Source organism: Massilia sp. CT11-108, from assembly GCF_047302915.1.
In the GTDB taxonomy this organism is placed as follows: domain Bacteria; phylum Pseudomonadota; class Gammaproteobacteria; order Burkholderiales; family Burkholderiaceae_D; genus Telluria; species Telluria orientalis.
Window position 1 is genome coordinate 1 of the sequence record NZ_JBKYMO010000113.1, and the last position, 13,545, is coordinate 13,545.

Here is a 13,545-nt window from a genome sequence, read left to right on the forward strand (position 1 = left end):
GCGCACGAGGCCCACGCCGGCCCACAGGTTGGGCGCCACTTCCAGCTTGTCGCGCCGGCCGCCGTGCAGCGCGGCCATGCGGCGCTGGCCCACCGAATCCATCTTCGCGAACGCGGCCTGCGCTTTCGCGATGGTGGCGTCGTCCAGGTGGCTGATGAGTTTATCGGCCGCGGCCCACGCTTCCTCGTTCGTCTCCCGGACGATCACGTGCAGGCGGATGCCGAATTTCACCGTGCGGCCGTGCTTCGCGGCGCGCGCGCGGATGTCCGCGATCTTCGCCGCCACGGCGGCCGGCGGCTCGCCCCACGTCAGGTAGACATCCATCTGCTCCGCGGCCAGTTCGTGCGCCGCTTCCGACGAACCGCCGAAGTACAGCGGCGGATACGGCTTCTGCACGGGCGGATAGAGCGTACGCGCGCCTTTCACGGTCAGGTGCTTGCCCGCGAAGTGATAACCCTCGTCGCCGCCTTCCCCGGCCAGCGCGGCGCGCCAGATACGGATGAATTCATCCGAGATCTCGTAGCGCGTTTCGTGGTCGGCAAATACGCCGTCCGCTTCGAGCTCCGCCTGGTCGCCGCCCGTGACGACGTTGATCAGGAGGCGGCCATTGGACAGGCGGTCGAACGTCGACGCCATGCGCACGGACAGGCCCGGCGTCGACAGGCCGGGACGGATCGCGACGAGGAATTTCAGCTTGCGCGTGGCGTGGATCAGCGACGACGCGACGACCCACGCATCCTCGCAGGAACGGCCGGTGGGCAGCAGCACGCCGTCGTAGCCGAGCGTGTCGGCCGCCACGGCGATCTGGCGCGTGTAGTCGGCGTCGACGGGGCGGGCTCCCTTGCTGGTGCCGAGGTAGCGGCTGTCGCCGTGGGTCGGGATGAACCAGAAAACGTTCGGACTACTCATGGCTTATTCCTTCGCGAGCAGGTTGGCGGGCGGCTGCGCATCGCGCACGACGATCGGTTTCGGGATCAGCTTCAGGCTGTGGAACGTGTCCGCGATCTTCTGCTGCGCGGCCAGCACGTCCGGGGTCACGGTGCGCACGCCGTACGCATAGCGCCGGGCCGCGAGGGCCACGACGTCCACGGGGAGGCCAGTCTGCGCCGCGAGGATCGTCGCGACTTCCTGCTGGTGCGTGCGGCCCCACTCGTCGACCTTGGCCAGTTCGTCGATCACGGTGCGTACGACGTCCGGATACTGCTCGGCGAACGGGCGCGCGGCCACGTAGAACTGGTGGTTGGCGGCGAGCCCCTTGCCATCGGCGAGCACGCGTGCGCCCAGCTGCCTCTCGGCCGCGGCGAGGAACGGGTCCCAGATCACCCAGGCGTCCACGGCGCCGCGCTCGAACGCGGCGCGCGCCTCGGCCGGCGGCAGGTACACGGTCTGGATCTCGCGGTAATCGACGCCGGCCTTTTCCAGCGCCTTCACGAGCAGGTAGTGCACGTTCGATCCCTTGTTGAGCGCAATCTTTTTCCCTTTCAGTTCCGTCACGCTGCGCAAGGTGGAATTTTTCGGCACGACGATCGCCTCGGAGTCCGGCGACGGCGGCTCGTTGCCGACGTAGACCAGGTTCGCGCCCGCGGCCTGGGCGAAGATCGGCGGCGCTTCGCCGACCGTGCCGAAATCGATGCTGCCCACGTTCAGGCCTTCGAGCAGCGCGGGACCGGCCGGGAACTCGGTCCACTTGACCGCGATGTTCTTCTCGGCCAGGCGTTTTTCAAGCGTGCCGCGGCCCTTCAGCAGCGTGAGGGTGCCGTATTTCTGGTAGCCGATGCGCACCTCGCGGGGCGCGCCCGCGGCACGCGCCAGCGGCAGATCGGCGAAGGGGGCCGCCACGGCGGCGGCGAACAGCAGGCCGAGCGTGCGGCGGCGCTGGCCGCTCCGCGTGCCGGCATCGAACGAATCAGTCATGGGGGGTGATCCTTTTTATCGTGATGGTCAGGCAGCGACGGCGAGTACGTGGGCGGCCGGTGCCATGCGCTGCAAGTCGTCGTGCAACTGCGCGACGCCGGCGGCGATGCGCGCGGAGATCGCCGGCACCGGGCGCAGGCCCAGCTCCGGATCCCACGGCAGCTGCTCCGACGTTGCGAAGATGCTGGGCAGGATGTGACGCGGCGCGAGCGAGGCGAGCACGGGGCGCAGCGCGTAGTCCAGCGCCAGCATGTGCGACTGGCTGCCGCCGGTGGCGAGCGGCAGCACGAGCTTGTCCGCCAGGCCGTCCTGCGGCAGCAGGTCGAGGAAGGCCTTCAGCACGCCGCTGAAGGAGGCTTTATGGACAGGGGTGCCGATGACGATCGCATCGGCGTCGCGCACGCGGGCGACGGCGTCCGCGATGGCGGGATCCTTGACGTCGGCGCGCAGCAGCGCCAGGGCGGGCAGCTCGCGCACCTGCAGCGCGCCGGTGCGATGGCCCAACGCGGCCAGGCGTTCGCCCACCAGTTGCTGCAGGCGCCACGTCGTCGAAGGAAAGGATGGGCTTCCGCCCAGCAGGAGAACAGTCATGGTCGTTCCGGGTCGATGAGATGGACACAGGCTACTGCTGCCCTCATCGAAGCGGAACGAATGCTTTTACGTTTTGATATGCCGTTTTCGTTAAAAGATTTCGCGCATATGCATTGTCGCCGGCTAGATGACGACGCCCGCATCGGGCACCGGCTGGAAGCGCGGCAGGACGACGCGGAACAGGGTTCCCTTGCCCACTTCGCTCTGCACCTCGAAGCGGCCGCCGTGCTTCTGCACGATCCCGTACGACAGCGACAGGCCGAGACCCGTGCCTTTGCCCACCGGCTTGGTCGTGAAGAAGGGTTCGAAGATGCGGCCCAGCCGGTCCTCGGGGATGCCGGTGCCGGTGTCCTCCACCTCGATCCACACGTGCTTCTCGTCGTGGGCCGTGCGCAGCGTGATGCGGCCGTGCTTCTCGATCGCGTGCGCCGCATTGACCAGCAGGTTCATGAAGACCTGGTTCAGCTGCGACGGGTAGCATTCGATCTGCGGGATGCTCCCGTACTCCTTGGTCACCTCGGCCTTGTACTTGATCTCGTTCCAGACCACGTTCAGGGTGCTGTTCAGGCCCGCCTCGATGTCGGCGTACTGCAGGTCGCCGCCGTCCACGTGCGAGAAATCCTTCATGTCCTGCACGATGCGCCGCACGCGGTCGATGCCGTCGAGGGATTCGCGCAGCAGCGGCTCCAGGTCCTCGCGCAGGTACTCGGCGTCGACTTCCTCTTTTACCCGCGCGATGCCGGCGCGGTCTTCGGGGCTGAACGCCCCTTCCAGCGCCGCGTAGCTGTCGAGCAGCCGCAGCATGCCCTGGGCGTACCGCTGCAGGCTGCCCAGGTTCGAATTGACGAAGCCGATCGGGTTGTTGATCTCGTGCGCGACGCCGGCCGCCAGCACGCCGATCGACGCCATCTTCTCCGACTGCAGCAGCTGGCTCTGGGCCTCGCCCAGCTTCTTGATCAGCTCCGCCTGGCGCGCCTTTTCCTTTTCCAGCGTCGCATTCGCCTCCTGCAGGTCGCGCGTGCGTTCGCGCACCTTCGATTCGAGCTGGTCGCGCGACTCGCGCAGCGCTTCCTCGGCCCGGTGGCGTTCGGTGACGTCGGTGTAGCCGAACACCCGCCCGATGATGCGCTCGCCCAGGAACTGCGGACGCGAGCGGCATTCGAAGAAGCGGCCGTTCTTCAGGCGGAACAGGTCCTGCGTCTCGGTCGTATCGGCCACCTGGCGCAGCTGGCTGCGGATCAAGTCGCCCTGCTCCACCTGGCCCGCGATGTATTCGACGATGCCGTCGTCGTCGCCGGCCTGCAGCAGCGCGGCCGGGATCTCCCACATCGCCGAGAACAGGCGGTTCATGCTCGTGATCTTGCCGTGCCAGTCGACCACGAGGATGCCGTCCGCGGTGGACTCCAGCGTCGTGCGCAACTGGGCCAGGGTCTGCTCGAGCAGGGCCTCGACCTGGCGCTCGTGGCGGCAGTCCTGCGCGCGCACGAGCAGCAGCGGGCGGTCGCCGTCGTGGAGTACGTTCACCGACTTCATCACCGTCAGCAGCGACGTGTCGGCGCACAGGTACTCGCCCTCCTGCGCCTCGAAGCCGAGATACTGGCCGCCGCGTACCTCTTCCCAGTAGAACACGTCCTGCAGCGAGCTTTCGATGTCCGTGATGAGCATGTCGCGCAACTGCGCGGCCGCGTAGCCGAGCGTCTGTTCGACCTTGCGGTTGGCGACGAGGATGCGCAGGTCGGCCGGATCGACCAGCATCACCATGTGCGGGCTGTGGTCGACCATCAGCTGGTGCAGGTTCATGGCTGGCTCCTCCGCGCCGGGTCACCCGCGTCGAAGTAATAGCTGACGCGTTTGCGCGGGCTGAGGTAGTTGTAGATGTCCTTGGGCACCTGGGACGGGCGGATCGACTTCACGATGTTCAGGTCCGGCTGCGTCTCGAGGTTGACGACGATCGCTTCCTCGCGCGGCACGCTGGCCTCGTAGATCATCACTTGCGGCCTGGTCGGCTTGGCGGTGTTGACGTTGACGCACATGCCGACGACGCCGTTGGCCAGCTGGACGATCGTGCCCGGCGGGTATACGCCGAGGCAGCGGATGAATACCTGCAGCAGCTTCGGGTCGAAGCGGCTGCGCATCTTGGCGAACATCAGCGACAACGCCTCGTGCGGCGTCAGCGAATCGGCCGGGTTGCGCGGGTTGCACAATTCGTCGTAATGGTTCGCGATCGCGACGATGCGGGCGAGGATGCTGATCGCCTCCCCTTGCAGGTGGCGCGGATAGCCGCTGCCGTCGAACATCTCGTGGTGGTCGCGGATGATGGCCAGCGCGGGTGCCGCGAGGCCCAGCTTCCTGCCGATCTCGTAGCCACCCTCGCAATGCGTTTCGACCAGCGCCTGCTCGGCGTGGTTGTAGGCATCGAGCTTGTTCAGCACCTTATCCGGGATGTTCTTCGTCCCGACGTCGTGGAACAGCGCGCCCATGCCGAGCAGGCTGGCCACCTCGTGCGGCAGCTTGATGTCGCGCGCGATCATCATCGACAGCATCGTGACGTTGAGCGAGTGGACATAGATTTCCTCGCCGCCCAGCTTGTCGCCCATCAGGTTGATCGCCAGCTCGGGCGCGGACAGGATCGAATCCGTGATCTGGCCGATCAATTTGCCGGCCACGCGGACCGTCTCGGCCGGCTGGGAAAACAGGTTGCGGTCGATGTCGCGGATCGCGCGCGCCGTGTTCACGAACGCCTGCTCGATGCGCGCCGCGTTCTCGCGCTGCTCGCGGATGCGTTCCATCATCTCCCGTTTCGCCGCCATGACCGGCGACTCGGCACGCGCCTCCGGCGACACCGGCGCCGGCGCCGCCGGCACAGGCTGCGCCGATGCCGGTGCGTCCGTGGGCACGGGCCCGTCGCTGAGCGCGGGATCGACGCGGACCGTGGCCAGGCCCAGGCCGCGCAGGATGCGCAGCTGGTCCTCGGTCTTGACCTTGAAATTGCTGAACGCGAACGGGTGCTGGAACCATTTCAGGTCCAGGTAGACATACAGGCCGATCTGGACCTGGTCGATTGGGATAGTGACTGTATCGGCCATGAAAACGCCTCCTTCCAGACCGAAAGTATCAACCCCACCCATTTCGGTCAAGAAACATTTGTTGCCGTGTGGAACTGATGACACAATCCCGGCGGTGGCGCCACAATCAGGCGCCCGTCACCACCCGGTTGCGGCCCTGCTGCTTGGCGCGGTACAGCGCCTTGTCGGCTGCCCAGAACAGCGCCTCGGCATCCTGGGCGTGGGCGGGATAGGCCGCGACGCCGAACGACGCCGTCACCTTCTGCGGTCCCTCGCCCTCGGGGTGCGGCGCGATGGCGGCCAGCGCGATGCGGATCGCCTCCGCGCGCGTGCCCGCGTCCGCCGCCGCGCACTCCGGAAGCAAGAGTACCATTTCCTCGCCGCCGTAGCGACAGGCGATGTCCCCTTCGCGGATACCCAGGCGCAGCTGCTGCGCGATGGTGCGCAGCACGGCGTCGCCGACGGCGTGGCCGTAGTCGTCGTTGACACGTTTGAAATGGTCGATGTCGACCAGCACGAGGCTCACGGGCACGTTCTTGCGGCGCGCCCGCGCGAGTTCGCGTTTCAGCGCGGCGTCGAAATGGCGCCGGTTGAACAGGCCCGTGAGCGGATCGAGCACCGATTGCCGGCGCAGCGATTCGCGCAGGCGCGCATTCCCCAGCGCCAGCGCGAGCTGCTCGGCGACCGTCACCGCGAGGCGTTCCTGTTCTTCGTAATCCGGACCGGCGGCCAGGCCCTCGAGGTGCAGCATGCCCACCAGTTCATCGTGCGTGACGAGCGGGATGCACAGGCGTGCCGTCGTTTCATCCGCCGGCTTGCGGTAGTGCGCGCACGGCAGGTCGTTGGAACTCGCCGTGCGGTAGCGCGCCCCGTGGCGCAGCGACCAGCAGGACTCGATGTCGATCTCGGACGGTTGCCCGGACGGCGTGCCCCATTGCGTGTGCCGGTCCAGCACATGGTCGTCCTCGTCGCGTAGCAGGAACAGCGTGCCGGACACGCCGGGCAGCAGCTTCGGCAGCGAGCGCGCGATCACGGGCGCGGCATCGGGGATCGACGGCACGGCCTCCACGGCGCGCAGCAGTTCCGCGACAAATTTCAGTTCGCGGTTGTGGCGCGTCGTCAGCGCGACGGCCTCCGCGAGCTGGCCGGTCTGCGTCTCCAGCTGCCCGGCGATGGCGCGGCGCGCGCGCAGCATGCGCATCGCGACCAACAGCAGGATGCCCAGCGCGATGATGTTGCAGGCGGTCGCGGCGACGCTCACGGTGAACGAGCGCGCCGAACGGGCCAGCAGGTCGGCCTGCAGCGCGTCGCGGCGCGCGCTGCGCCGCGTACGTTCCGCCGCGACGATACGGCGCAGGTCGTCCATGTACTGCTTGCCGCGCAGGGAGCCGACGACGCGTTCCGTCGCCTCGAATCCTTCACGGCGGCGCAGCTGGATGGTCTCGTCGAGTTCCGCCAGCTTCAGTTCCGCGAGCCGCGCGATGCGCCACGCGGTGGCCCGCTCGGCATCCGTGCCCGCCTTCTCCTTGGCGTCGTGCAGCGCCGCGGGCAGCGTGCGCCGGACCTGCTCGTACGGCTCGAGGAAGACGTCGTTGCCGGTGATGACGAAGCCGCGCTGCGCCGTCTCGGCGTCGCGCATGGATGTCAGGATGTCATCGAGGCGCTGCTGCGCGCGCAGTTCGGCGCGCGATTGCGCCAGCAGCACGTTGACCGAGCGGTTCAGCCAGAACGGCACCGCCGCGATCAGGACCATGACGATGAAGACGGCCAGGGCGACGAACTTCAGGTGTCTTGCACTGCGCATGCGGGTGAGCGACTTTCGATTGCTATGAGGCAAGGGAAAATAGCACAGTTTCCGCCGCGTACGATTGAGAGACGAGCGTTATTTGTCGTCCACGTGGCGGGGCAATTGCAGGATCGCTTCCGCGTTCGACGAGGAGAAACACCGATCTGCCGCTTCCAACAACGGCAGCCATGCATATTGCAGGTGCTCGCGCGGCGCGAGGGTGATCGGGATGTCGCGCGGGACGCAAACTGAAAACACGTGTTCCGTGTTGTGGGTGACGCCGGGCGCGTAGCGGTGGCGCCAGGTCTGGTAGATCTCGTAGACGTTGGACAGGAGCCAATCCTTGAGGACGATGCGCTCGCCATCGGCCACGATGCCCGTTTCCTCGAACAGTTCGCGCGTGGCCGCTTCCAGCAGCGGTTCGTCGGGGCGGTCGAGGGAACCGGTGACGGATTGCCAGAAGCCGGGGCGGTCGGCGCGTTCGATCAGCAGGACGTCCAGGTCGGCGGTGTGGATGACGACGAGGACGGATTCGGGGATTTTGTGGGGCATGGCGTGATTGTAACGCCATGCCCATCGAACGGTTGCGTTACGCGACCTTCGGCTCGTTACGCAGGCGGATATGCAGCTCTTTCAGCTGCTTCTCGTCGACTTCCGACGGCGCGTTGGTCAGCAGATCCTGCGCGCGCTGCGTCTTCGGGAACGCGATCACGTCGCGGATCGACTCGGAGCCGGTCATCAGCGTGATCAGGCGATCCAGGCCGAACGCCAGGCCGCCGTGCGGCGGGGCGCCGTACTGCAGCGCGTCGAGCAGGAAGCCGAACTTCAGCTGCGCTTCTTCCGCATCGATCTTCAGCGCGCGGAACACCTTGCTCTGGACTTCTTCGCGGTGGATACGGATCGAGCCGCCGCCCAGTTCCCAGCCGTTCAGGACCATGTCGTAGGCCTTGGCGATGCAGGCGCCCGGGTTCGTCTCGAGCATGTCTTCGTGGCCGTCCTTCGGTGCCGTGAACGGGTGGTGCGTCGCGTTCCAGCGGTCGCCTTCGTCGTCGTACTCGAACATCGGGAAGTCGATGACCCACAGCGGCGCCCAGACGTCGTCGAACAGGCCGGCCTTCTTGCCGAATTCCGAGTGGCCGATCTTCACGCGCAGCGCGCCCATCGAGTCGTTCACGACCTTGGCCTTGTCCGCGCCGAAGAAGATCAGGTCGCCGTCTTCGGCGCCGGTCAGTTCCAGCACCTTGGCCAGGACGTCGTCCGAGATGTTCTTGACGATCGGCGACTGCAGGCCTTCGCGGCCCTTGGCCTTCTCGTTGACCTTGATGTAGGCGAGGCCCTTGGCGCCGTAGATGCCGACGAATTGCGTGTACGCGTCGATTTCCGAACGCGGCATCGAACCGCCCTGCGGCACGCGCAGGCCGACGACGCGGCCGCCCACCATGTTGGCGGCGTTGTTGAAGACCTTGAATTCGACGGTCTTCATCAGCTCCGTCAGTTCGGTGAACTGGAGCTTCACGCGCATGTCCGGCTTGTCCGAACCATAGGAGCCCATGGCGGTGGCGAAGTCCATGACAGGGAACGGGTTCGGCAGGTCGATGCCGGCGGCGTTCTTGAAGACGACGCGCATCATGTCTTCGAACAGGTCACGGATTTCCTGCTCGGTCAGGAACGACGTTTCGCAGTCGATCTGGGTGAATTCCGGCTGGCGGTCGGCGCGCAGGTCTTCGTCGCGGAAGCACTTGGTGATCTGGTAGTAGCGGTCGAAGTTGGCGACCATCAGCAGCTGCTTGAACAGCTGCGGCGACTGCGGCAGCGCGAAGAAGTTGCCCGGGTTGACGCGCGACGGCACCAGGTAGTCGCGCGCGCCTTCCGGCGTGGACTTGGTCAGCATCGGGGTCTCGATGTCGATGAAGCCCAGGTTGTCCAGGTACTTGCGCACTTCCATCGACACCTTGTAGCGCAGGCGCAGGTTGTGCTGCATCTGCTGGCGGCGCAGGTCGAGCACGCGGTGCGTCAGGCGCGTGGTTTCCGACAGGTTGTCGTCGTCCAGCTGGAACGGCACCGGCACCGAAGCGTTCAGCACTTCCAGCCTGGTGGTGTTGATCTCGATCTTGCCCGACTTCAGGTTGGCGTTGGCGGTGCCCTCCAGGCGGTTCACGACGGTGCCCGTCACGCGCAGGCAGTACTCGTTGCGCACGTGCTCGGCGACCTTGAAGACCTCCGCATTGTCGGGGTGGCAGACGACCTGCACGAGACCTTCGCGATCGCGCAGGTCGATGAAGATCACGCCGCCGTGGTCGCGACGACGGTGCACCCAGCCGCACAGGCTGACGGTTTGGCCCAGCAGCTCTTCGGTCACGAGGCCGCAGTAGTGAGTACGCATGGAGGACATAGTTTTTCGATCCTGGTTGGTTGATTCGGTGGCCCGCTTCTGGCGGGCCTGGATTCTTTGCTGCCTTGTTGGTTCTATTCCGCGGCGGCGGCGGCGGGCGCCCCGGCCGCTGGATCGAGCGGCGACGGCGGCGACGGCGGCGCCACGACGCCCATCGAGACGATGTACTTGAGGGCCGCGTCGACCGTCATGTCCAGCTCGACCACGCGGCTCCGTTCCATCATCAGGAAGAAGCCGGAAGTCGGGTTCGGGGTGGTCGGCACGTACACGCTCACGTACTCGCCCACCAGGTGGTTCTTGACGTCGCCGCCCGGCACGCCGGTCAGGAAGGCGATCGTGTACGAATTCTCGTGCGGGTACGGGATCAGCACGGCCTTGCGGAACGCGTTGCCCGACGACGAGAACAGCGTGTCCGACACCTGCTTGACGCTCCCGTAGACCGAGTTCACGACGGGAATGCGCTGCAGCAGCCGCTCCCACATGCGCACGAACCATTTGCCGACCAGGTTATTGGTCAGCACGCCGGTCAGGAACACGATGGCCAGCGTGATGATGGCGCCGAGGCCGGGGATGTACGTGCGCGGTTGCCACTCGCTCGGCACGAGCACGAGCGACTGGTCCAGCGTGCTGATCACGAAGTTCAGCACCCAGGCCGTGATCGCCAGGGGAACCAGGACCAGCGCGCCGGTAATGAAATATTTACGCATCGATTGTCGTGACGGATCTCGTCCGATGATTTGTCGGGTGCTCATTATGCGCCGGCCGCGATGGGCCGGCGCCGCGGTCAGGTACTGCTGCTGTCCTTCGCCGGCGCGGCGGCCGGCGTCGGCGCGGGCGACGCGTCGGTGCTGCTGCCCGTGCTACTGTCGGACGACGTCGACGCTGGGGCCGTGCCCGTTGCCGGCGTAGAGCCACCGCGGAAGTCGGTCACGTACCAGCCAGTACCTTTCAATTGGAAACCGGCGGCGGTGACTTGCTTCTTGAACGATGACTTGCCGCACGAAGGGCAAACGGTCAGAACCGGATCGGCAATCTTTTGCAGTACATCCTTGGCAAAACCGCATTCATCGCAGCGGTAGGCGTAAATCGGCATCTGAATACTCCGCAAAAATCATCAAAACCCTGAATTATAAAGCTTTTACGGAGCCGATGGACGCCTGGCCGGCTTGGTGCATTGTGGAAACAGTGTTGTTTTTCGTCAGCGCACGATTGTTTCTGTTTGCCGAACGTCAACTTAACTGATTAAATAGCATTCTTAGCAGCAATGCTGCACGAGGATTAAGAAACAGAAGTTTGCGCGACCGGCTTCCGGCCCGCCGCAATACCGCAGAAAAGCACTTCACTCGGGCCCGCTTGCGGGCCCTTTTCTTTTTTATCGGCGCTGCCAGATCATCCAGCGTTCCTTGCCTGCGAACACGGGAATCGAATCCTCGACGGCCTCATCGGCCACGCATTCGAACGTGGGCGTCAATAAGCCATCCAGTTCCTCACGCGTGATGCCGAACGGCGGCCCCTTCGGCACCTGGTCGAAATAAAAATAACCAGCCAGCAGGCCGCCCTGCCCCAGCAATTCGGACCAGCGCCGCGCCACGTCCGGCCGGCGTGCCCGCGGCAGCGCGCACAGGAACGCCTGTTCGTAGACGAGATCCAGCGGCTTCTCCGGCGCATACGCGAAGAAATCGGCCTGCCGGATGCGGTCCGCCCACGGTCCGGCCAGCGCGCGGGCGCGCGCGACGGCTTCGGGCGAGAAATCGATGGCGGTGGCGTCCCAGCCGGCCTCGCACATCAGCGTCAATTCGTGCGCGGAGCCGCAACCAGGAATCAATGCCGACAACGGACGCGCCGATGCGGAGACGAACCGCCGCAACGCCGCCGACACTCCACCCCGCTCCCACGGCGTGAAATCGCGCTCGAAGCGCTCGTCCCAGAATTGCGGCGACAGCGGATCGCGGCTGGCGAAAGCGGGCGGTGCCGCCATCACGGCGTCCAGTGCAGGTGCCCCGCGACCTCCAGACCGACGACGATCACCGTCAGCACGCCCGTCACGCAGGCGAGGAAGGCCAGCAGGCGATTGGTGCGGCGCTGCTGGTCGACCAGCTTGGCCATCAGGTCGCCCATGTCGAGGTCGCTGTACGCCCGCTTGTGCAAGACCTGGTGCACAAGACGGGGCAGCTGCGGCAGGATCTGGCCGAAGCGCGGCGCCTCCGCCTTCAAGCGCTCGGCCATGCCGCGCCAGCCGACCTGCTCGGCCATCCAGCGCTCCAGGTACGGTTTCGCGGTCTTCCACAAGTCGAGGTCCGGGTCGAGCTGGCGGCCCAGGCCTTCGATGTTCAGCATGGTCTTCTGCAACAGCACGAGCTGCGGCTGCACTTCGACGTTGAACCGGCGCGACGTTTGGAAGAGGCGCAGCAGCACCTGGCCGAACGAAATGTCCTTGAGAGGACGATCGAAGATGGGTTCGCACGTCGCGCGCACGGCGGCTTCCAGTTCGTCGACGCGGGTCTCGCGCGGCGCCCAGCCCGATTCGATGTGCGCCTCGGCCACGCGCTTGTAGTCGCGGCGGAAGAAGGCGAGGAAGTTCTGCGACAGGTAATCTTTATCGAAATCGTTCAGCGTGCCGACGATGCCGAAGTCCAATGCGATGTAGCGCCCGAACGTGTCCGGATCGATCGACACGAGGATATTACCCGGGTGCATGTCCGCGTGAAAAAAGCCGTCTCGAAAAACTTGCGTGAAGAAGATTTCGACACCGTCGCTGGACAATTTCTTGAGGTCGACGCCGGCCGCGACGAGGCGGTCGGTCTGCGAGATCGGGATGCCGTTCATGCGCTCCATCACGATCACGCTGCTGGAACAATAGTCCCAGTACATCTCCGGCACCATCAGCAAATCGGAATTCGCGAAATTGCGGCGCAGCTGGCTCGCGTTGGCGGCCTCGCGCATCAGGTCGAGCTCGTCGTGCAGGTATTTGTCGAACTCGGCCACGACCTCGCGCGGCTTCAGGCGGCGGCTGTCGGCCCACACCTTTTCGATGAGGCCGGCGGCCATCTGCATCAGGGCAATGTCTTCATCGATCGTGGTCTTCATGCCCGGACGCAGCACTTTCACCGCGACCTGCTTGCCATTCTTGAGCTCGGCAAAGTGCACCTGGGCGATCGATGCGGATGCGACCGGCGTGCGCTCGAACGACGCGAACAATGTTTCCGGCGAGGCGCCGAGGGAACGCGTGATCTGGGCGACGGCCAGGTCGGAATCGAAAGGCGGCACGCGGTCCTGCAGCAGCGACAGCTCGGCCACGATGTCGGGCGGCATCAGGTCGGGCCGGGTCGACAGCACCTGGCCGAATTTCACGAAGATCGGACCCAGCTCTTCCAGCGCGAGCCGCAGGCGGATCGCGCGGGGCGACGTGATGCGGCGCCAGAAGAAGACGGTATTGATCAGGCGGGCGGTGCGGGGTACGTGGAGGCCGGAAATCGCGATCTCGTCCAGGCCATACTTGACGATGACGGTGAAGATCTTCAGCAGGCGCAGGAATTTCAGGATCATCAGTGGTCCGAAGGCGTGTCAGGGGTCGTCGGAACGGGAGCGATGCTGTGCGCGGCAAGCTTCTGCTCCAGTTTGGCGATGCGCTTGGCCGTGCGTTCGACGTCGTCGCGCAGGCGGCCGACGTCGTCGGCGAAATCATCGACAGTCGCCGGGCGCACGAGCACGCGGCGTTCTTCCAGCAGGAATTCGGCGACGTTTTCCGCGAGCCGGCGTCCGGCCGTGGCCGCGCCCGTCACCGCCGAGCGCGCACC

General features: G+C 65.9%; 12 protein-coding genes and 1 pseudogene. All 13 read right to left on the bottom strand.

Annotated features, from left to right (window positions below; all coding sequences use genetic code 11):
- The coding region (gene ssuD / locus ACEN88_RS11685) for an FMNH2-dependent alkanesulfonate monooxygenase (protein ID WP_413339767.1) at window positions 1–909 on the bottom strand (909 nt) is incomplete at its 3' end.
- A gap of 3 nt (window positions 910–912) precedes the next feature.
- Complete coding sequence (locus ACEN88_RS11690; RefSeq protein ID WP_413339769.1) at window positions 913–1,914, bottom strand: sulfonate ABC transporter substrate-binding protein; 1,002 nt, start codon at window positions 1,912–1,914, stop codon at window positions 913–915.
- A 27-nt stretch (window positions 1,915–1,941) separates the two neighbouring features.
- The gene (ssuE, locus tag ACEN88_RS11695; RefSeq protein WP_413339770.1) at window positions 1,942–2,505 is read right to left on the bottom strand and encodes an NADPH-dependent FMN reductase; all 564 of its coding nucleotides are present in this window, start codon (window positions 2,503–2,505) and stop codon (window positions 1,942–1,944) included.
- Window positions 2,506–2,628: 123 nt separating this feature from the next.
- The gene (locus ACEN88_RS11700) at window positions 2,629–4,305 is read right to left on the bottom strand and encodes an ATP-binding protein (protein ID WP_413339772.1); all 1,677 of its coding nucleotides are present in this window, start codon (window positions 4,303–4,305) and stop codon (window positions 2,629–2,631) included.
- The gene (locus ACEN88_RS11705; RefSeq protein ID WP_413339774.1) at window positions 4,302–5,591 is read right to left on the bottom strand and encodes an HD-GYP domain-containing protein; all 1,290 of its coding nucleotides are present in this window, start codon (window positions 5,589–5,591) and stop codon (window positions 4,302–4,304) included. The genes ACEN88_RS11700 and ACEN88_RS11705 overlap by 4 nt, the downstream gene beginning before the upstream one ends.
- Before the next feature lie 106 nt (window positions 5,592–5,697).
- Window positions 5,698–7,374 carry a diguanylate cyclase gene (locus ACEN88_RS11710; RefSeq protein WP_413339776.1) on the bottom strand — a complete coding sequence of 559 codons (1,677 nt, stop codon included), beginning with the start codon at window positions 7,372–7,374 and terminating at the stop codon, window positions 5,698–5,700.
- A gap of 78 nt (window positions 7,375–7,452) precedes the next feature.
- Window positions 7,453–7,908 carry a dihydroneopterin triphosphate diphosphatase gene (gene nudB / locus ACEN88_RS11715; protein WP_413339778.1) on the bottom strand — a complete coding sequence of 152 codons (456 nt, stop codon included), beginning with the start codon at window positions 7,906–7,908 and terminating at the stop codon, window positions 7,453–7,455.
- A gap of 37 nt (window positions 7,909–7,945) precedes the next feature.
- Window positions 7,946–9,739 carry an aspartate--tRNA ligase gene (gene aspS, locus ACEN88_RS11720; RefSeq protein ID WP_413339780.1) on the bottom strand — a complete coding sequence of 598 codons (1,794 nt, stop codon included), beginning with the start codon at window positions 9,737–9,739 and terminating at the stop codon, window positions 7,946–7,948.
- A gap of 83 nt (window positions 9,740–9,822) precedes the next feature.
- Window positions 9,823–10,455 carry a DUF502 domain-containing protein gene (locus ACEN88_RS11725; protein WP_413339782.1) on the bottom strand — a complete coding sequence of 211 codons (633 nt, stop codon included), beginning with the start codon at window positions 10,453–10,455 and terminating at the stop codon, window positions 9,823–9,825.
- Between the two features lie 77 nt (window positions 10,456–10,532).
- On the bottom strand, window positions 10,533–10,841 hold the full coding sequence (locus ACEN88_RS11730) for an FmdB family zinc ribbon protein (RefSeq protein WP_413339784.1): 309 nt from the start codon (window positions 10,839–10,841) through the stop codon (window positions 10,533–10,535).
- A gap of 279 nt (window positions 10,842–11,120) precedes the next feature.
- The gene (locus ACEN88_RS11735) at window positions 11,121–11,726 is read right to left on the bottom strand and encodes a methyltransferase (protein ID WP_413339785.1); all 606 of its coding nucleotides are present in this window, start codon (window positions 11,724–11,726) and stop codon (window positions 11,121–11,123) included.
- Window positions 11,726–13,294: a ubiquinone biosynthesis regulatory protein kinase UbiB gene (gene ubiB / locus ACEN88_RS11740; protein WP_413339787.1), complete on the bottom strand. Its 1,569-nt coding sequence runs from the start codon at window positions 13,292–13,294 to the stop codon at window positions 11,726–11,728. Before ubiB ends, ACEN88_RS11735 begins: the two co-directional genes overlap by 1 nt.
- Window positions 13,294–13,545: pseudogene (locus ACEN88_RS11745) on the bottom strand (sterol-binding protein); the annotation flags it as partial. The gene ubiB and the pseudogene ACEN88_RS11745, both read right to left, overlap by 1 nt.